The sequence below is a fragment of the Nitrospira sp. genome, from assembly GCA_024998565.1.
Lineage (GTDB): Bacteria > Nitrospirota > Nitrospiria > Nitrospirales > Nitrospiraceae > Nitrospira_A.
The window spans coordinates 48,786-68,530 of sequence record JACOEM010000010.1 but is presented as its reverse complement, the minus strand read 5'-3'; the positions used below and the strand labels follow the sequence as shown (position 1 = coordinate 68,530).

Here is a 19,745-nt window from a genome sequence, read left to right as displayed (position 1 = left end):
CTGCAGTTTGCACACATCACGCCCCCCGGCCTTGCGCTGTCCCTGCTCGCTCCGGGGGACTCTGTAGCGCCGACACTGTGTTCACGAGAAACAGGAGCAGCGTCACAGCATTGAGCAGGCCGCCGACCTGACGACCGGCGCTCCACCCTGCCGCATCACCGATGAGACGCACGGCCAGAGTGACTTGCAACAGGACCACATGCGCATAGAACAGCGGCCGATAGGCCATCCTCGCGCCGAGCACGGCCGGAAAGATGATCGGGGCATGTGCGAAGATCATCGCGAAGACAAACCCGAGAAAAAAGGCATGCAGCGTCGCGTCGTACCGCGGACCGACGGGAACACCTCCGAACCACATGGCCGACAATCCGCTGATGCCGAGCCAGACATAGCCGGTCAACAGACAGATGGCGATGAACCGCGTCAGCCCTGTTTGCTTGACGGTTCGTCTGGCAATGTCATGGCTTCCCAACCATGCAGCAAGACCCGCCAGCCCCAACCCGAACAGACGAACGCCCCCGTCAAACGACCAGCCCAGGAGCAACAGCCCCGTGAGCAGAATGCCGAGCAGCAGCAGAAGCGTCGTCTGCGCGGCCCCGCTCACTTGCTGCAACCGGGCCAGCTCCAGGCGTTCACCGGCAATGGTCACCACGAGAAACGCCGCCCACCAGAAGACGACCAGAAAGACGGGCCACCCGAGACACCAGAGCAGATTGCCGAGAGCCCAGACAATTGCCCCGCCCCCCATGGTGAACGTGTACAGCGCCGGGTGCCGTCGAATGATCGCCGCAAAGATCGCCACCAGCCCAAAGCTGCCGGCAAGGATTAACCCTTGCGCCGCAAGAAGTGGAGCCCCGACGATTAAGCCCACGGCACCGAGTCCGGTCAATAGCGGGGCGGCATAGGCCCAGGGCCGGCCAAGAGCCACCGCACGCTCCAAGCTGATCAGCGTACCCAGAAAGCCGGACACCATGAGCGGCCCATGCAACGACGAAAATCCAGACCGCGGGAGCGGCACATCCCACCCGAGCCGCGCGAGCCCTGCCCAGAGTCCGGTGAGCAACGCGAGCATCCCCAGGGCTAGGAGCGGAAGACGGTGAGGATGTCGGACAACCATAGGCGCGTGGACTTTCTGTCAGGATTCCGGGGCCGGAGTCACCGGCACATCTCTACCGATGTCCGCGTCCATGCGATAACCGGCGCGCTCCAACGTGCGGCGCAGCGTGGTCATCACCGCAGGGCTGTCGGAATGGGACATCACGGCAACCGAGGGGGCGGCGCGCAAGGCCTTCAGCAGTGACTCGGCATCGGAGCCTGCCAGCTGATCGCAGAGATCGTAGACACCACCCGGGCCTTCTTCCAGCAGATTGTGGTCTGTGAGCAGGCGCCGGATGGTCGCCAGGATCGCAGGGGTGGGAGTGGGCATGAGCAACGTAGCCAACGCGCCGTGATCGAGTCGAAGCTTGGCGGTAATTGGAAGCGGTGTGCCGCCACGCCATTGCTGGACGGCAGGGAACAGAATCTTCTCCTCCATGCCGATGTGTCGAAGCAATCCGGCGCGGAATTGATCGTAGGCCTCGCGATTGACCCGGGTCTGTTGCTCTAGAACCGATTGCAGCAACGCGTCGAGCCGTCGATGGTCTTCGGCGAGGAATCGCGCGAGAGGGCCTGCCTCACTGTCCTCCTGGCTCATGCCCCGGCTCCCGTCATGTCGCCCTCTTTCCCCCAGGGTCCGTGGGTCAGCCGCGCCCCGCCTTCCCCGGCTCTGCCGGAGCTTGCCCCGGCTGTTGCTGGGCCGTATCGAGCGGCGACCATCCGCCCCCCAGCGCTTTATACAATTGGACGACCGACACCAACTGTAACCGGTGAGTGCTGGTGAGCGCCAGTTCCGCCTCGAACAGATTGCGTTGCGCGACGAGGACGTCGAGATAGTTCGCGAGTCCTCCTTTATACCGCAGATTGGCCAGCCGCAGGGCCGAACGCAACGCGTCCACCTGCTCAACCTGCGCGGTCCGCTGCTCCCGCACCGTTCGCACCGCGACCAGCGCATCCTCCACTTCACGAAACGCCACCAGCAACGCCTGCTCATACCGTGCAAGCGCTTCACGGCTCTGCGCTTCAGCCGCGTCCTGCTGAAACCCGAGGATCTGAGCATTCAGCAAGGGACCGGCAAGCCCGGGACCTGCGGTACCGAACGCCGTCTCATTCGCCACCAAGCGGGACAACTGCGGACTGGCGACACCGAGAATTCCCGTGATGCTGAGTTTCGGAAACCGGTCCGCCTTCGCCACACCGATTCGCGCCGTGGCCGCCGCCAATTCCTGTTCTGCCTGCACCAGATCCGGGCGGCGCTGCAGCAATTCCGAAGGAAGGCCGGCCGGCACCTCCGGCGGCATCACCTGATCGGTGAGAGAACGTCCTCTCGGAATCTGACCCGGCACACGCCCCAGCAACACACTGAGCTGGTTTTCTTTCTGCACCATCTGTCGGCTCAACTCTGCCGCCCGTGCCGCAGCGTTGGCGCGTTCCGCCGCAAACTGGTCCGCGTCGATTTTGGAGATCATGCCCTCCCGCAACCGGGCCTCGGCAATCCTGACCGATTCGTCCCAGGATTTCAGCGTTCGCTGCGCGACGGCCAACTGCATGTCGAACTGCAGCATGTCGAAGTAGGCCTCCGCCACGCCGCTCACCAGTTGCAAGACAACCGCGCGGCGAGCCTCCTCCCGCGACAGGAGATCTCCCCTTGCCGCTTCATTCGATCGACGAATCCGGCCCCAGATATCGATCTCCCAGGAGAGATTCCCCTGGAGATAGTAGTTGAACGGATTGGGAAAGCCCGGAAACAAAAAGTTTGCCTTGCGGCCGAACAAGGGCGCGTTGGACGTGAGATCGGCCTTCGGCGCGAAATCCATTTTTGCGATCAACATGCGGGCCTGAAAATCTTCGACCGATGCAACCGCCCGTTTCAGATCCTTATTCTCAGCCAGCGCCACTCGAATGAGACGCCGCAGTTCTTCATCCTGCAACAGATCCCACCAGGGCAGGTTGGCGAACGACTCGGTTTCCTGCTGCGTCGCCGCCATGCGGAACCGGTCCGGCACAGCAAGGTCGGGACGGGAGTAATCCGGCCCGATGGCACAGGCACCCAGGAGCACAGCGATGAGGAGGAGAGCGACAATGCGCATGCGATGACCGTCCTATATCTTCTCACAGCGAGCGGATGGGGCAGCCTGGCCGCCTCCCGCTCCTGTGATTTCTGCCACGATGTGTCGAGTACAGCACCCGTTCGCGACCAGGACAGCCCCCTCTCGCCACATGCTGGTCAGCAGGGCCCTGCCCTCCTCGGCAATGAAGGTGATGTCCGTCAGTTCCACCACGGGAGCAAAGGTACCGGCTTGTTTGACCTGCTGCCACACCCGTTCGAGTTCAGTCACCCAGGGCCCGCTCAGACTCCCTTCCAAGGTCAGACGCGCGAAATCGGAAGTCTGCTCGGACGTAATCTTCAGCATCGTGCATGTCCTCCTGTTGCGCTCAACGAGCCGGGATCAGTTCATCCCTTTGCCGCCGCCAACTGCAACGCACCCGCTTCGGACTCTTCCACATCCACCGCCGGCTGATGTCGGGCCGCGATCAGCGAATAAAACACCGGCACGACGAACAGCGTGAAGAGCGTTCCGACCGTCATCCCCGTGACCAACACCATGCCGATGCTGTTGCGGGCCGCGGCGCCGGGTCCCGAAACGAGCACCAGCGGGAGGTGTCCGAAGACCGTGGCCGCCGAGGTCATCAAGACCGGGCGCAATCGCGTCAGGGATGCTTCGCGCAGGGCGGCCGTCTTCGACAGCCCCCGTTCCTGCAGGGTATTCGCGAACTCCACGATCAAAATGCCGTTCTTCGCAATCAGCCCCACCAGTGTAATCAACCCGACCTGCGAGTAGATGTTGATCGTCGTCAGGTCGAGGAAACTGAACACCAGCGCACCTGAGATCGCCAGCGGCACCGAGCCCAGCAGGACGATCAGCGGGTCCCGAAAACTTTTGAACTGAGCCGCGAGCACGAGGTAAATCAGCACCACCGCAAAGCCCAGTGTCACCGTCAAGGCCGAACCTTCGTGGCGGATCTGGCGCGATTCTCCCGCAAAATCGAGCGCCACCCGTGGACCGACGGCCGAGGCCGCCGCAGTTTCAAGAACGCGCAGCCCTTCCTCCTTCGTCACCCCGGGTTTCACCCCGCCGAAGATCCGCACCGCATTACGTTGTTGGAAACGGTTCAGCGTCCGCGGCGCAGTACTCGTCTCAATATGCGTAAACGTCGAGACCGGCACCAGCTGGCCGCTTGGTGTCTTGATCTTGAGATCGAGCAGCGGATCCAACGTCGCGCGATCCTTGTCGCCGATTTGAGGAATGACCTTGTAACTGCGGTCGTAAAAATTGAACCGATTCACATAGGCCCCGCCGAGCAGCGTCCCCAGTTCCTGACCGACCCCGGCCAGATCGAAGCCCAGGTCGGCGAGTCGCTCGCGATCGAGCACGACCCGCGCTTCAGGCAAATCAATCTTCAGGTCGGTGTCGACATACAGGAACTTGCCGCTCTGCCAACCGGCACCCAGGACCGCGGCGGTCATTTCCAACAGCTGCTCGGCAGGCACTTCACTCGCCAGGATCAGTTCCACATCATATTGCCCGGGCGTCGGCAATGGCGGATCAAGGCGCGGGAACACCCGCAGACCGGGGATCTGCGACACGGCTCCGAAGACTTCGCCGTACATCAGCTCGGTCGAGCGCGTCCGTTCCCGCCAGTCCTTGGCCACCAGGCCGCCGAAGCCGCCCCATGACGAGGTCAACGACCACATGAAGCGGGCTTCCGGAAACGCCCGGATCGCTTCGACTACCTTCAAGGAATCACTGTTCGTAGCAGCCACCGTCGAGTCCGGCGACGCCTCCAGAAAGAGACTGATATGACTCTGGTCCTCCACAGGCGCCAATTCCTGCCGTGAAAAGAGATACAGCGGAACGGCCGCAACCATGATCAGCAACGAGGCCACGACGATCGCCCAGCGCATCTCCAACGCGCCGTCGAGCAACCGCCCGTAGACCGCCCGCGTTGCATCGAATCCACGGTTGACCAGACGGGTCAACTTGCCCTCTTTCCCCTCCGGGTGGACGAACCGCGAGCTCATGACCGGCGAGAGCGTGATCGCCACGACGCCGGACAGCACGACTGCGGCGGCCAGGGTGATGGCAAACTCCAGAAACAGCGAGCCGGTCAGACCTCCCTGAAAACCGATCGGAGCATAGACTGCGGCCAAGGTAATGGTCATGGCGATGATGGGCCCGACCAATTCGCGCGAGCCGATCAACGCCGCTTGAATCCGCGACTTTCCTTCGCGCACATGCCGTTCGACGTTCTCCACGACAACGATCGCATCGTCCACCACCAATCCCACCGACAACACGATCGCCAGAATCGTCAACAGATTCAGGCTGAAGCCGAACGCATACATGAAGATGGCGGCTCCGATCAGCGACACCGGCATAGCCACCAGCGGGACCAGTGCGGTCCTGATCGATCCCATGAACAGGAAAACCACCGTGGCCACGATCAGAATCGTTTCGCCCAGCGTCTTGGTAATCTCCGTCAAGGCGCTTTCCATGAACATGGTGCCGTCCCAGACCAACTGCATGTCGATATCTTTCGGCAGGGTCGGCCGTATACGATCCATTTCTTCCCGCAACCGGTGGGCCACTTCAATCTCGTTGGAGCCGACCAGCGGCCAGACCCCGAGGTACACCCCCTCCAGGCGGTTGTACTTCGCCACCATCTCCGCTTCTTCAGCGCCTTTTTCCACTCGCGCCACATCCCTGAGCCGCACGATGGCGCCGCCACGGTCCGCCACGATGAGTTCCTGAAACTCGTTCACGGAACGCAGGTCCGTATTCGCGAGCAGATTCACCTGCACGAGGTTGCCCTTGGTCCGGCCGACGGCGGCCAGGTAATTGTTGCGCCGCAACGCGGCCTGCACATCGCCGGGAGAGAGGTTGTAGGCCGCAAGGCGATCGGGATCGATCCACACGCGCATAGCGATCTGCCGTCCACCTTCAATCGTGACGCGTTGCACCCCGGTCAAGGTGGCCAGTTGCGGCTGCAGGGTTCGCAACAGCCAATCCGTCAGCGCCGGCACGGTCCGCTCCGGAGACGTGAAACTGAGATAAAACGACGCATAGGGGCGGTCGGCACGCTGCACTTCCACCGCCGGAGGTTCCGCCTCAGCCGGCAGCTCCGACCGGACCTGTTGCAACCGCGCCGTCACTTCAGCGAGTGCCGCCGTGCTGTTGTGGTTCAGCTTCAAATGCACCGTCACGGTGCTGACGCCGGCGCGACTGGTGGATTCGAGATAATCCACCCCGCTGATCGCCGACACGACTCGCTCGATCGGCGTGGTGAGGAATCCCCGCACCGTCTCTGCCGCGGCTCCATAATAGACCGTCGTGATGATGATCGAGGAGCTCTCGATCTTCGGATACTGTTGCACCGGCAGCGTCGTCAGCGCCCGCCAGCCCACGAGGACGATCACGAGGTTCACGACCACGGCCAGCACGGGGTGCTTGATGAAGATGTCGGTAAATGAACGCATGGGCCTGCTCCCCTGACTTACTGTTGGCTGAGAAGGTGATCCGGTTCCGGTGTACGCGCCGACTCGCCGGCGGCGATGACGAGCACGCCGTCGCGCAACTTGAACGCTCCCGACGCGGCCACCCGCTCGCCGGCGTTCAGGCCGCTATAGATGACGATATCGTCGCCGAGCATCGCCCCGCTTTCGACCTGGCGCACATGCGCGCGCGGCTTATTCTCACGGTCCGGCTCGATGACAAACACCTGATCGCCACCCGGCCCCTTTTTCAACGCATTCACCGGAACCGCCACAGCCTGGCGCGGCACTCCCACCGGCACCCTGATCCGCACGGCGGCGCCGGGAGCGGGCACGGCGGCGGAATGCTCGATCCTGGCACGAACCATGGTGTTGCGCGTGGCGGGGTCGATGCGGGCATCGATCGCCACAATCCTGGCGGCCACTGGGGAGGAATCACCGGTAAACACCTCGACGGAAGCCCCTTGCCGCAATCCGAGCGCGACATGCTGCGGAACCGCAAAGTCCACATGGACCGCTTCATCGATGCCCTGCAGCGTGGTCAGTTGCGTGCCTTCGTTGAGATACTGCCCGGGGTGCACGTCGGCCAGTCCCACACGGGCGCGAAACGGGGCACGGATCGTCTTGCGGGCGATCAGGGCCTTCGTGCGCGCCATCTGGGCATACGTCACATCCAAGTCTGCGCGGGCCCGATCGACTTCCTCCTGAGCCGCAGCTTGGTCTTGCGTCAACGCCCGCCGACGATCCAACACGGTCTTCGCCAGGACCGCCTGAGCCTGTTGGGCTCGCAAGTCCGCTTCTTCCACCGACACATCGAGCGCCACGAGCACAGCCCCGGCCTCGACCGTCTGGCCGGGCACAAACTTGACCTGGCTGACGGTGCCGGCCAGTTCGTTCCGCAGCGTGATCGAGCGCAGCGCCAACACGGTGCCGATCGAAGTGGCCGTCTGATGATGTTCGACATCCCTGGCGACGGAGACCGATACCGATTCCATCGGTTCGGGCTGGTTCGCCGAGGCCGCCGCATTCGCCTGGATGCTGCCGTACTTCCACGCAGCCAGGCCCACACCGACCGCAGCGACGGTCAGGAGCAGCAACGAAGACCCGATCCAACTTCGACGATTCATGACAGTTGCCCTCCCGGCAGGTTGCAGATGGACCTGAGACTCTCCCGTTCCATCACAAGAATTCGTTCCTCTGCAAATAGCAACGACTGTTCCTGCTTCGCTATCGGACGCATTCCAATCTAAGTGCGCAGTCGAATGGAGAAAATACGCTCTGGTCCGCCCGTGCATCGCTCATGGCTGAGGTGGATGACGAAATCCGCCTGCCTGCCATTCGGCATCTGCCGAAATAACGGCAGCGTCCAACGACTTACAGACATGCCGACTGAGGAGTCGTCCGATGTCAACGTACCTGTTCCGATTCACTCTCAGTCCCCGTACGAAATGCCTCGATCGGCAGAATGTTGTATCGCTGGCGAAGGTCTTCCACCTGCTCCCCCATCACGGGCCAATAGTCCCAGCCATGGTTGAGGTCCACGTTCATCGCCGCGCCGCGACGCATGGCGATCAAGGCCTTCTCCGGATCGAAGAACCCGATTCTGGCTGCAGTAATCGGCGTCATACGGATACCGACGTGGAACTGGAGCAGCACAAAAAACACGAAGAGGAACGGATCACGCCGTTGAAAGCCTGCACTGAAGCAGGCCACTTGAACTTCCTCCTCGGGCGCCGTGCCGTAGCCGGACAAGATGTGGGCACAATCGTGAAACAGAATGGGTTCGGGGGCGCCCCCTTTCTCTCCCGGGAGCGCGAAGCCGTTCTTCCGGCAATATTCCCAGTAACTCCTTCCCAACGACCCGGCCGGATACTGCTCCAAGGCCTGGTACCGAGCTGCGACGGTCGCATCTTCATACCTGCCGATCATGCCGGCCGCGAATTTTGCGAGCCCCCGCAGTCCTTCCTGCTTCCAAATCTCAGCCACCTTTTCCCTGAGCCAGAAACGCCGGGCCAGGTCGAGACGCAAATGAAACAACTCTCGCTTGACGACATGACGAAGATTCGTGACCTCCGGCGCCGTGACCTGGAGGGCCGCAGCAAACCGTTCGACGAGATCGGCCTCTTGCGGCGTGACCTCGCGATCGATCAGCGACATCACGACCAGCCCGTTGACCAACTGACGTCTGATTTGCGGATCGGGAAGCGCCACGGCCAACTCTTCCGGAGTAATCGGTTCCAGTTCTTCCGTCTGATGATGCGTGCCGAACACCCGCTGGACCGCTGCCATGACCTGCCGTTCGGAATCGTCGAGCGTGCCGTCGGCCAGGGCCACGGCTTTCATCGCACGCAGTCCCCAGTACGCCTGTTCGGGAGTCGGTATTTTCAACTCCATGTGCTCCTCCCTGAACCTGTTGTCAGCCTGTCATTCCACCGGTCAGGCTGCAACAGTTTGACGTTCAAGAGCCCTCTCCGTAACTGCGTTCTGAGTCACGGTTGCCCGCCAGGCCTCGATGCCCCCGGCCAGCGGCCACACACGAGTGAACCCTTGCTTCTGCAACAGGAGCGCACCTTGAGCGCTGGCCACGTCCGCCGGACAGCCACAGTAGACGACCACGTCGCGATGACGCGGGAATTCCTGGTACCGCCGGGCTAATTCATCCAACGACATCAGCACCGCCGTGGGAATGCCCGGTTCCGCCTCCGCCCTCGCGCGCGGACGGACATCGATCAGCACGGGCGGTTCGGCCGCCGTGAGCTTCTCCGCCAGCTCTGCTACCGTCATGCGCGGGACTCGCCGAAGCTGCCGGTGCCGATGCCAGACCTTGAGGGAAACGAAACCGGCCAGCAGAAACACCATTGTGAGCAGCAAAGCAGGCATCACCTGCTCCGAATAGGCGAAGGCCTGCTCAATCTGACCGCTGAACGCAAAGCCGAACCCCATCCCCGATCCCGCCCATAACAACGTCCCGAGCGTGTCATAGAGTAGGAACAGGGGCACACTCAGCCCGACGATGCCGGCGAGCGGAGGGGCGATCGTACTCAACCCGGGAATGAATTTCGCCACGATCAACGACTTCGGTCCGTGCCGCAGGAACAAGTCCTCCGTTCGCCGGACGCAAGCATCCGGCTCCAACGCGATGCGGCAGAGCAGACTGAGGACGGGACGGCCGCGCCATTGTCCCGCCAGGTACCAGATCGCGTCCGCCATCAGCGTGGCAAGAATCGCCGCACCGAGCGCAGCACTCCAGGCCAGATGGCCGGTACCGACCAACACGCCTCCCGCCACCAGGAGCGGCAGCGCCGGGAAGGGCAGTCCAACCTGTTCGGCAAACACAACGGCGAACAGGACGAGTGCTCCGTGCTGAGCCAACATGTTCGTTAAGGAATCCATCACGTCACCCCAATCCCCCGGCCTCGCTAGCCGTACTTCTCGTCATGACCATACCCGTTATCTCCAGTGCGGCAAGGCAGCAAGTCGCCTGGTTTCCGCCTGACTCGCCACGGCATGGCGAATGGGATAGGGCTGAGTCTTTCCATCCCGTGAGAGGAGATGGAGTTCCTCAATCACATCGCCGCAGGCGGCGCAGGTCCAGGCGGTGATTGCCAGTGATCCGCTGTCGTCGACCACGGTGCGAACCGGTCCCGCGACTCGATCGGCCTGTCCATGGCGGCAGTTCGCCCGACTCGACGTTGCGGCGGTCGCCATGGAGACGAACCGACGGTTCTTTATGGATGACATGGGGCGCTCCTCTCATCGCATTGAAATGAAGACTGCGGTCATGCTCGGATATCAGTCGGAGAGAGCATAGATCGTTCCAGCGATGGAGAATCCGTGACGTGCAGAGAGACTGCTTGCAGGACGGGACGTTACGCAGTGAGGAGCGATGGTGTCGAAGATGAGGAGAATGCGGTGCCGACGGAATGAGTGCCGAGATGTCGGCAACTGTCGAAAGGTCGGCGCTACCGAGGGCGCGCGATGCCGAGTTTCTGCATTTTAGACTGGAGGGTGGTGCGCTTCATCCCCAAACGAGCCGCAGCCCCGGCGTCGCCGCCGATGACCCAGTTCGTCTCTCTCAGCGCCTTGAGAATGTGCTCGCGCTCGGCGTCCTCCAGCGTCGTGGCCGATCCGTTCCCCACCGGGGCAGCGCGTTTCAGTTCCGCGGTGGAGACGAATAACTCGGAACCGGAGGACAGGATCACCGCCCGTTCGATGTAATTCTCCAGCTCCCGCACATTGCCGGGCCAGGAATAGGCCTGAAGCGCTTTCATGGCCTCAGCCGGAACGGTTTCGATCCGCCGCTTCATGCGCGCGGCGAACTTCTGCACGAAGTGCCGGACCAGCAAAGGCACATCTTCCGCCCGTTCGCGAAGCGGCGGCACCGTGATCGGGAACACCTTCAGCCGATAGTAGAGATCGCTGCGGAATTTCTGCTCTTCCACCATCTGGCCAAGATCTCGATTGGTTGCGGCGATCACCCGGACGTTGACACGAATGGTTCTGGTGCTGCCCAACCGCTCAAACTCCTGCTCTTGCAACACCCGCAACAGCTTGACCTGAAGCTCCAACGGGATCTCGCCCACTTCGTCCAGGAAGATGGTTCCGCCGTCGGCCAATTCAAACCGCCCGATCTTCGTTGCGATCGCCCCGGTAAAGGCTCCCTTTTCATGCCCGAACAGTTCGCTCTCCAGCAGGCCGGTGGGAATCGCGGCACAATTGAGTTTTACGAAGGTCCGTTCCCGTCGATCGCTGAGACTGTGCAAGGCCCTCGCGATCAACTCCTTCCCGCTGCCCGTTTCACCGAGTATCAGCACGGTAGAACCGGTGGTCGCGACGGTCTGAACCTGTTTGAGCACCTGCTTCAGGGCGCGACTGTCGCCGACGATCTCCTCGAAGTTGTACGCGGTCTGAATTTCTTCCTGGAGATAGACCTTCTCTTTGGCGAGCTTATCCTTGAGCGCGGCAATCTCCCGGAACGCGAGCGCGTTCTCCACCGCAATCGCGACTTGCTGCGCGACCTGGGCCAGGAGCTGCACGTCCTCCGGGCTGAACCCTCCCTCACCGCGCCGGCAGACGTTCAAGGCTCCAAGCGTGCGATTGTGCGACAAGAGCGGTATGGAACAAAACGACTTGGCGCCAAAGTCCAGGAGTTCCTGCGCCATGGGGGACGAGTCTGCCATGGCTCTGAGCTCGTTTTCGTTGAAGACGGCCGCTTGGCCGGTCGTGATCGCTTGGCACGAGGGGGAGCGTGGGCTCTCTTCGATCCGTCCTTCCTCGATGAAGCTTTCGTTTCGTTCAAAATCGAGAACGTGGATGCGCCATTGCCCCGTCTCATCATTACAGAGGAGCAGGCTGGAGCCATCGTGTTGAATCACCCGGCGCAGACAGGCGCTGACCGCCGGAAACAGTTGATCCAGGTCCAGGTGGGACACCACCGCATTGTTGACCTCGAGCAACAGGCGCTGGCGATCGCGCTCCCGCGTCAACTGCCCCTGATAGGTTAAGGCCGTTTCGCCGTTAAGCGCATTGTCCAGGGCCACCGCCACCTGCTTGGCCACCTGCTGCATGAGCGCGATCTCACGTTTCTCATAGACTCGCGGCTGGAGACTGCCGAACCCCATGGCTCCGAGCCGGCGATGCGCCGTTGTGAGCGGGACGACACAAAACGCCCGTACCCCGTTCTCGCGAAACAGCGTCATCAACCCGGGAAAGCGATCTTCCTGCGCAACGTCATGGACCGTCAGCGGTTGCTGGGTTTTCCACACCAAGCCGCCGGGCGATTCCTCGATGGGAGTCTCGAGCCCGGGGCGAATGGTCGAGGGCTCCGAGGTCACCAGCAGCCACAAGCGCATCTTGTCTGTCGCGGGATCATGGAGCACCGCGTTGATGAAATCGAACGGCACGAGTTGGGGCAATCGTCCGGCCAAGTCCTCAAGCAGTCGGGTGAGGTCACGATGGGAGGCGATCGATTCTGTCACGTCCAGCAGCAGTTGCAGCCGATCGCGCTCATCGCTCAAAGCCTGGTGATGCAGCACATTGTCCACGGCGACGGCGACCAGTTTGGCGACCTGATTGAGAAACTCCACATCGGCATCACCGAACGCGGAGGTTCTCAGACTGCCGAATCCGATCGCGCCGAGCCGCCGCATCGCCGTGGTGAGGGGACAGAAGCAGAGCGATTGCACGCCGATGCTCCGGAGCGCGCCGAGCCCGGGTTTGTACCGCGTTTCATCGGCCAGCGACGGGATCATCAACGGCTGCTGATGCGACCAGACCCAGCCGCTGGCGGACTCCTCCATCGGGATTTCCATGCCGTCCAGTCGGTTCGTTACCCCCCGCGCCTCAACCGTTTCAAGCACATGCACCTTCATGACCTGCTTCGCCGGATCGTGCAGCACCAGGCCGATGAAATCGAACGGGGCGACAGCGGGCAGCCGTTGTGCGAGGTCTCGAAACAGGGCCGGGAGATCCCTGTGCAGAGAAATCGCCTCGGCAACCTGCAGGAGGGCCTTGCGCGGATCGCCGGCACTCGTTTCGAGTTCGGTCGGAAGGGTGTCTCGCATGGAGAATAGTATGGAGAGTCTGGATGTCCGGACGCAACTGGAGAATGGAGGGCTCACCTGGTGAAGCCCGATTCCCAGGCTGTCGGAAAACCGGAAGCAGATAGCAGGGCGCTATTTCGACCGAGTCTTCGCGACCACAGCGGCCACTTGGTCGAGCCGCAGAGTGGCATCGAAGAATTCCATTCCGCCCAGCTCGCTGAGCACCACCGCCTGCGTTCCGACCCTGGCCACCTTCCCATCGAGATCCTGCCCGGAGAGCAACTTGATCTTCACCCGTTTGCCCATCTGCTGTTCGAGAACCTGCCGTAGGACCTCCGGACTATTGAGTTCCACTGCCGTCTCCTCAGCCAACACGGCAGGGAGCGTGCCGAAAGACCCGCCCAGTAAACAGAGGAGCAGCACAATCCTACCCGACCTGACTCGTTTTTCACGACGCAGCATAGATACCTCCTTGAATCGCCCACATCCCGACCACAGGATCGAAGACCATTGCCCCGAAGCAGTTCATGCCGCGGGGAGGATAGCCGGGGTTCCGGAGAAAGTCACGCGCGGCCGACCCGGCCCGCAGACCTGCGTGAAGCGCAAGAACCTCGACGTGCCTCGTCTATGGCGAGGCGAGGAAACCGCGGCAGCTTTACAGATCTTGAAGGTCGGGCTATCATCAGGCTCCATACGTACCTTCACCCAAATCCGCAAGGAGACACCGATGGGCTGGATCGTCGTCGTCGCGCTGGTGCTGTTCGTGATGATCGTCATCGGCATGTATAACTCGCTCGTCCGCCTCCGAGCGGCCTGCGACAGCGCCTGGGCCGATATCGACGTCCAGCTCAAGCGCCGCTACGATCTAATCCCCAACCTCGTGGAGACCGTCAAGGCCTATGCCGCGCATGAAAAGGGAGCCCTGGAAGCCGTGATCAACGCCCGGGCGAAAGCGATGTCGGCACAAGGACCGGAGGCCAAAGGCGCGGCGGAAAACCAACTGAGCCAATCGCTGAAATCACTGTTCGCCCTCGCCGAAGCCTATCCCCAATTGCGGGCGGTGGAAGCCTTCAACCAACTCCAGGGCAGCCTCAACCAGATCGAAGACGCCGTGCAACATGCCCGGCGCTACTACAATGCCGTGGTCCGCGATTACAATGCGAAGACCCAGGAGATTCCCACCAACTTCATCGCCGGCTGGTTCAATTTCGTCGGCCGCCAGTTCTTCGAACTCACGGACACCGTCCAGCGTGAGCCACCCAAGGTGCAGTTCTAGCGTGGGCCGACCCGCAGGTCCACATGTGAGCGCCGGGCGAAGTCCAAGGCTTGCGCCGCGCCTGCTCATCGTCCCCCTGCTCTGCCTCCTCACCTTCAGCCAACTCCTCCCTGCGGCAGCCCGTTCATTTGTGCTCAGCCGGTTCGACGTTGAGCTCCAAGTCCTGTCCGGCGGCGACCTGCTGGTCACCGAGACCGTCAGCCCCCGCTTCGAAGGGGCATGGAACGGAATCGAGCGGCTGATTCCCGTCGAATATCGAACCCCGCAAGGCTTCAATTACAGCCTCCTGCTGGATCGAGTCACCGTCACGGACGAACAGGGCACTCCCCTCACATTCGAAAGCAGCCGGGAGCGGCACTACCGGAATTTGAAGATCTGGATTCCCGGCGCGACCGATGCCACCCGCACGTTCGTCTTGAAGTATCGCGTGAGAAACGGGCTGAAATTTTTCGAGGATCACGACGAACTCTATTGGAACGTCACCGGCGACGAATGGGACGTGCCCATCGAACAGGCCTCCGCGCGCATCATCCTGCCGCCGCAGACAACGGGCATCCGTGCCCAAGCCTTCACGGGAGCCTATGGCGCGCGCGAGGCCGCGGCGACGGTTGAGATCGTCGGAGCCGGCGTGGAGATGACCATGACACGCGCCCTCGGCTTTCGCGAAGGTCTCACCGCCGTCGTCGGCTGGGACAAGGGCATCGTCGCCGCTCCGACCGCGTTGGATCAGACACACACGTTCCTCGTGAGCAACTGGGCATTGGGGATTCCCCTGCTCGTCTTCATCGCCATGTATCGCCTGTGGGCCACGCGAGGAAGAGACCCGCGACTCCGGCCCATCACAGTACTCTACGAACCACCGGATCGACTGACCCCGGCCGAAGCCGGCACGCTCGTGGACAATAGTCCCGATACTCGCGATCTCACCGCCACCGTGGTCGATCTCGCCGTGCGAGGATACCTTCGAATTGCCGAACAGAAGGCCGAGCACTTGTTCGGCCTCTGGTCGAGTACCGACTATCGATTTCATCGCACCAAACCCGCCCAGGAGTGGACCACCTTACCAACCTACGAGCGGCTCCTGCTGGAAGCCCTGTTCAAAGACAGCACGACCGATGACGTCTCGCTGAGCTCGCTCGAAAACCGCTTCTACAGATCCCTGCCCCCCATTCAGGACGCCATCTTCGAGTCGCTCCTACGACGGAAGTACTATGCGCAGCGGCCCGATCGGGTGAAGCAGGGGTATCTGGTCGGCGGAATCGTGCTGGGGATGCTCTTGACCTTCGCCCTCTCCGCACTCGCCGACCGATGGGGCATGGCGCCCATGACGTTCGTCTGGGCCGGCATCCTGTCGGGCCTGATCGTGGTTGGGTTCGGCCGCATCATGCCGGCGCGCACGCTGCAAGGCAGCAGGGCACTGGAAGGCGTCTTGGGATTCGAAGAGTTTCTCACCCGCGTGGAAGCCGACCGTTTCGATCGAGTCATCAAGACCCCGGAGCTGTTTGAAAAATTTCTTCCCTATGCGATGGCGCTCGGGGTGGAGAAGAATTGGGCTCGGGCTTTCGAATCCATCGTGACGACTTCGCCGGCCTGGTACCAGGGAGCCGAGATGGCGAGGTTCAACACCAGCGGCTTCACCAACCGCATGGGCGACATGGCCGCGCGCACCGGCACCACCATGACGTCGGCCCCGCGCAGTTCAGGCGGGTCGGGATTCAGCAGGGGCGGATCGTCGGGCGGTGGGTTCGGCGGCGGCGGCGGACGGGGATTCTGAACGCAGAGGGCTCACCTGAATGGCAGACGACCGAATCACGGGCGCAGCGACTTCTGCACGACGGCGAGTTCGGTGCCGGGCGGAAATGCCGAACCCAATTGAATCTTCCGCGCGGGGCCACGGAGTGTCACCCGCATCTTCTGTCCGTCCCATTGCCACGTGATGGAGCCGCCGGGAAGGGCGAGATTGGACACCGCCATCGGTTGTGAAAGCCAGGCCGGAGTAATGCCGGCGCCAAGCACCACCGTGGGCTCCGCCGCCGCGTCATCGAGATAGGCCAGCATGTCCTGTTGCAATAACAGCAGCAACGCCGCCGTTTCATAGTCCGGCGAGACGGCGGTTTCATTGTGCCAGCCCCGCGCATATTGCCAGCCATCCGCCACTTCATCCTGCGTCGGCCGCGGCGCATCCCAGGTATACAGGCCCGGCGAGGCCTGGTGACTCCAGAGCTGATGAAGCGTCGCCCAGACTGCTTCCGGTCGTCCAAGCCGCAACGCCCGATGTGCCTGAGTCAATTGGGTTGCCGTCGTCGGGGACAGCGCAGGGGAACGATACGTCGTCATCGGTTGTCCCAACTGGGTGCGGCGGATGGAAGACCCGGCCAATGCACGCAAACTGACGAGGGACGTGACACTATCCGGCGACCCGTTTGGAAACTGGCGCTGCCAACTCTCCTCCAACCCATGGGCATGCTGTCGCCAACGAGCCGCCTGTTGCCGTTTCCCCAGTCGTTCGGCGAAGTCGGCGGCGGCGAGCAACCCGCGATAACTCACCGCATTCACATAAAAGAGCGGCCAATCCTCTCCGACGCGGCCGACGATCAGGCCATCACGCGCCGGTTGGGCCAACAGCGCCGTCCTGGTCTGCCGACTGTGATTGAAGTCGTGGGGCGAGGGTATCCAGAAGGATTCTACAAGCGGCGCCCGGGCCGTCAACATGCCTTCGATCCGCTGGGCTTTCCGGAGGATATGCGGCCAGAGCCACTGATCGTGGACCGGGTCGGCGATATACGCAGCCGACTCGGCCAACGCCCAGATGGCCAGCCCGGGGGCATCGGCTTCGGGGCCGGAGCCACCGGCAAAATCATGCGAGGCTAAAAATTGCGACAGGACCCGGCTGACGTGAGGATCGCCGGCCCGCGCGAGCGCAGCCGTAATGTATGCACCCTGCCGATGCCAGGAGCGGTAGTAAAACGTAGGATCGCCCGGCCTGGTTTCATCGTCCACGAGACTCATCATGAGATGCGTAATTTGCGCATCCATCGAGGCCTGCAGGCGCGGCTCGGGAAGCGCGAGACGAGCCCGCTTCGCGGGATGTGTGTAGTGAGTCTGGATTTCGAAGGGCGGCTGCAAATCGGCAAGCACCACACGAACTTCGTCGTCCTTGCCCGTTGAGGCCGACGCAAACTTCATTCGCGCATAGCCCCATCCCGACTCACCGCTCCAGGACCTGGCCGCTGACTGCGCGGTCATCCAATCGGGCGTATTCTCATCCCCCAAGGTAATCGCTCCGGGAGCAGGCGTCGCGTTCACGGTCCAACGATGGTTGATCCCGATCTGCGCCCCGTCCCAATCCAACGCGGTCACGGGTCCGCCGGCCGGGCCCACGCTGCGAATGAGAATCGCGGGAACATGGTTCGTATAATTTTTGAACCGCAGTTCCCAATGCGTGGCATCCAGACGCGACCAGGTCGCCTGATAATAGGGTGTCTTCGTGACGATGGCCGGAATGTTCGGATTCGCAGAGGGCGCGAACCGTTGCTGGATATCGCTGAGCGGCACCGTCTGGCTGGTGATGACCGGAAGCCCGTTGGCATCGCAGAGCCAGATTGAGACGCCGAAACTCGGAACATGCGGACTGAAATCCCCGCCCGGCTCGTGATAGGCCGTGCCGCCCTCGGGAGTTCCGGGCAGCGCCAGCGGCACATGTCCCACCGAGCGAGGCCAGGGTCGATCCGGATCCTGCTGCATCATCGTCGTCATGAGCTCACGCTGCGGCGTGAACTGCGTCGCCGAACGCGTGGCCTCCTGAAACTGCTGCCAGTTGTTCAGCCCGGCACAGAGCGCGAGCAACGCGGCCAGGGGAACAACGACCCGGCGACCTGGACCGATGGCCCCCAAGGCGGCAACGGCGAGGAGGAGCGGAAGAAAGTTCAGGCTGTAGACGAAGGTTTCTTCTCCGTAGAGAAGGTGCAGCAGAGTCTCAAACCCAAGCAGGCCGGCCAAGACGAGGCGGAATCGAAGATGGTGATCGAGGGTGACCAGCCGCCAGAGTCCATTCAACAGCAAGGCCGACCAGAGTCCGACGGCCAGCAGCCCCAGCGGACCGGCCGATCCCGGGCGTGAAAATTGAAACGACAGACGTTCGGACAGGCGAAACGAATCGGATCTCGCCTGAGTGTAGGCATCGTCTTTCATGAACCGGACGTCCGGGGCGACCATCGTGTGGAAGACCAGGGATGATAGGACGTTGGCGGCTCCCCCGGATTGGGGATGATTGATGAACTCCACCTCTTCGCGATGGCCGATAAAAAATTCGGCCGTGGGAAAGATGACCTTCTGCACGCCCCACAGCAGGACCACCACACACAACGCATTGACGGAGAGTTGCATCGCCTGCTTCCAGGGCCATCGAACCAGCGTCACCAGCAGACCGGCCATCCAGTTCGTCACGGTAAAGCTGAGCGTCAAAGCGCTCGCGATCACATACGCCGTCGCTCCGAACGTCCGCTGCTCGGCGAACAAAAGCAGGACGAGGGCCAGCATGATCGAGAGCGAGCCCCAGGAATAGGAATTGGGCACCGGAAGCCAGAACAGGGCCGAGGCACTGCAGAGCCCGAGCAGCGTGAAGACGGAGGCATCCAATCTCCGGCAGCCCAGTAGGCGAAACAACAGGTACAACGTCCCGGCCCACAGGCCGCCCACCACGCCGCTGATGAGCAACACCGCGCGAAGCGGGCTGGTGGTCAACGCATGCTTTGCAATATAGACCGGGATGAAGGTGATCAACGAAAACAGCGGATGCACGGACGTCCGATAGTGGTCGTCGTGCACTCGGCTCATGTTCGAGATTTCGCGCAGCGTGTCGGCCTCGAACCAGAAATCCATCGACTGGAACAGGAACGAGGGCATGGATCGCGCGATCAGCAGGCACAGGATCGCCACGGACAGTGCGAGCAACCCGGCAAACACCCAATCCGTCCGGTCCATCCTGACCGGGTGAGGGGGCGGCTTGAAGGACAACCTGGGGAACTCAAGGCAATCCGCCTGTGCCTTAGCTTCACGCCGTGGCAGCAACTGAAGCGAATGACCGGTTCTGACAAGGCCCATAATGTTTCAACGTCCCGCAGATAATAGTCCGCCACGCGTCTCGCACAGCCGCGCAGGGAACGGTCGATTGTAATGGAACGATTCGAACCCGCTGATGGGCTCGGCGTAAGGAAAGGACGCTCAGTTGGGGAAGAACGACGAACTTCCTGTCAGATGCCGCACTTTAGTATTCGTA

The 19,745-nt window shown here is 62.1% G+C and carries 14 protein-coding genes; 2 read left to right on the top strand and 12 right to left on the bottom strand.

Features of this window, described 5'->3' with window-relative positions:
- Positions 1-16 precede the first annotated feature (16 nt).
- The 11 genes from H8K11_15695 to H8K11_15645 all read right to left on the bottom strand — a co-directional run bounded on the left by H8K11_15695 (position 17) and on the right by H8K11_15645 (position 13,653).
- Positions 17-1,117, bottom strand: a complete 1,101-nt coding sequence (locus H8K11_15695) for a hypothetical protein (protein MCS6265196.1) — start codon at positions 1,115-1,117, stop codon at positions 17-19.
- An 18-nt stretch (positions 1,118-1,135) separates the two neighbouring features.
- The gene (locus H8K11_15690; GenBank protein ID MCS6265195.1) at positions 1,136-1,693 is read right to left on the bottom strand and encodes a hemerythrin domain-containing protein; all 558 of its coding nucleotides are present in this window, start codon (positions 1,691-1,693) and stop codon (positions 1,136-1,138) included.
- 46 nt (positions 1,694-1,739) lie between these two features.
- Positions 1,740-3,185, bottom strand: a complete 1,446-nt coding sequence (locus H8K11_15685; protein MCS6265194.1) for an efflux transporter outer membrane subunit — start codon at positions 3,183-3,185, stop codon at positions 1,740-1,742.
- Positions 3,186-3,197: 12 nt separating this feature from the next.
- Positions 3,198-3,509, bottom strand: coding sequence for a hypothetical protein (locus tag H8K11_15680; GenBank protein ID MCS6265193.1), 312 nt, complete (start codon positions 3,507-3,509; stop codon positions 3,198-3,200).
- Between the two features lie 41 nt (positions 3,510-3,550).
- Positions 3,551-6,634, bottom strand: a complete 3,084-nt coding sequence (locus tag H8K11_15675) for an efflux RND transporter permease subunit (GenBank protein ID MCS6265192.1) — start codon at positions 6,632-6,634, stop codon at positions 3,551-3,553.
- Between the two features lie 17 nt (positions 6,635-6,651).
- On the bottom strand, positions 6,652-7,776 hold the full coding sequence (locus H8K11_15670; GenBank protein MCS6265191.1) for an efflux RND transporter periplasmic adaptor subunit: 1,125 nt from the start codon (positions 7,774-7,776) through the stop codon (positions 6,652-6,654).
- A 280-nt stretch (positions 7,777-8,056) separates the two neighbouring features.
- The gene (locus tag H8K11_15665; protein MCS6265190.1) at positions 8,057-9,043 is read right to left on the bottom strand and encodes a TerB family tellurite resistance protein; all 987 of its coding nucleotides are present in this window, start codon (positions 9,041-9,043) and stop codon (positions 8,057-8,059) included.
- A 42-nt stretch (positions 9,044-9,085) separates the two neighbouring features.
- Positions 9,086-10,045, bottom strand: coding sequence for a VTT domain-containing protein (locus H8K11_15660; protein MCS6265189.1), 960 nt, complete (start codon positions 10,043-10,045; stop codon positions 9,086-9,088).
- A gap of 54 nt (positions 10,046-10,099) precedes the next feature.
- Positions 10,100-10,390, bottom strand: coding sequence for a hypothetical protein (locus H8K11_15655; GenBank protein ID MCS6265188.1), 291 nt, complete (start codon positions 10,388-10,390; stop codon positions 10,100-10,102).
- 221 nt (positions 10,391-10,611) lie between these two features.
- On the bottom strand, positions 10,612-13,212 hold the full coding sequence (locus H8K11_15650; protein MCS6265187.1) for a sigma 54-interacting transcriptional regulator: 2,601 nt from the start codon (positions 13,210-13,212) through the stop codon (positions 10,612-10,614).
- Positions 13,213-13,323: 111 nt separating this feature from the next.
- Positions 13,324-13,653 (bottom strand): hypothetical protein, encoded by a 330-nt coding sequence (locus H8K11_15645; GenBank protein ID MCS6265186.1) that lies wholly within the window; start codon positions 13,651-13,653, stop codon positions 13,324-13,326.
- Between the two features lie 265 nt (positions 13,654-13,918).
- On the opposite strand from H8K11_15645, the gene H8K11_15640 reads away from it, so the two are divergent.
- A complete protein-coding gene (locus H8K11_15640) occupies positions 13,919-14,467 on the top strand; it encodes a LemA family protein (GenBank protein MCS6265185.1) in 549 nt (182 codons plus the stop codon).
- Positions 14,468-14,492: 25 nt separating this feature from the next.
- A complete protein-coding gene (locus H8K11_15635) occupies positions 14,493-16,241 on the top strand; it encodes a DUF2207 domain-containing protein (GenBank protein ID MCS6265184.1) in 1,749 nt (582 codons plus the stop codon).
- 35 nt (positions 16,242-16,276) lie between these two features.
- On the opposite strand, the gene H8K11_15630 is transcribed toward H8K11_15635, so the two are convergent.
- Positions 16,277-19,450 carry a hypothetical protein gene (locus tag H8K11_15630; protein ID MCS6265183.1) on the bottom strand — a complete coding sequence of 1,058 codons (3,174 nt, stop codon included), beginning with the start codon at positions 19,448-19,450 and terminating at the stop codon, positions 16,277-16,279.
- Positions 19,451-19,745 lie beyond the last annotated feature (295 nt).

Bases quoted from the DNA above. Each gene is read 5' to 3' on its own strand.
- H8K11_15695 (MCS6265196.1), bottom strand. From the start codon at position 1,117: ATGGTTGTCCGACATCCTCACCGTCTTCCGCTCCTAGCCCTGGGGATG.
- H8K11_15690 (MCS6265195.1), bottom strand. From the start codon at position 1,693: ATGAGCCAGGAGGACAGTGAGGCAGGCCCTCTCGCGCGATTCCTCGCC.
- H8K11_15685 (MCS6265194.1), bottom strand. From the start codon at position 3,185: ATGCGCATTGTCGCTCTCCTCCTCATCGCTGTGCTCCTGGGTGCCTGT.
- H8K11_15680 (MCS6265193.1), bottom strand. From the start codon at position 3,509: ATGCTGAAGATTACGTCCGAGCAGACTTCCGATTTCGCGCGTCTGACC.
- H8K11_15675 (MCS6265192.1), bottom strand. From the start codon at position 6,634: ATGCGTTCATTTACCGACATCTTCATCAAGCACCCCGTGCTGGCCGTG.
- H8K11_15670 (MCS6265191.1), bottom strand. From the start codon at position 7,776: ATGAATCGTCGAAGTTGGATCGGGTCTTCGTTGCTGCTCCTGACCGTC.
- H8K11_15665 (MCS6265190.1), bottom strand. From the start codon at position 9,043: ATGGAGTTGAAAATACCGACTCCCGAACAGGCGTACTGGGGACTGCGT.
- H8K11_15655 (MCS6265188.1), bottom strand. From the start codon at position 10,390: ATGTCATCCATAAAGAACCGTCGGTTCGTCTCCATGGCGACCGCCGCA.
- H8K11_15650 (MCS6265187.1), bottom strand. From the start codon at position 13,212: ATGCGAGACACCCTTCCGACCGAACTCGAAACGAGTGCCGGCGATCCG.
- H8K11_15645 (MCS6265186.1), bottom strand. From the start codon at position 13,653: ATGCTGCGTCGTGAAAAACGAGTCAGGTCGGGTAGGATTGTGCTGCTC.
- H8K11_15640 (MCS6265185.1), top strand. From the start codon at position 13,919: ATGGGCTGGATCGTCGTCGTCGCGCTGGTGCTGTTCGTGATGATCGTC.
- H8K11_15630 (MCS6265183.1), bottom strand. From the start codon at position 19,450: ATGGACCGGACGGATTGGGTGTTTGCCGGGTTGCTCGCACTGTCCGTG.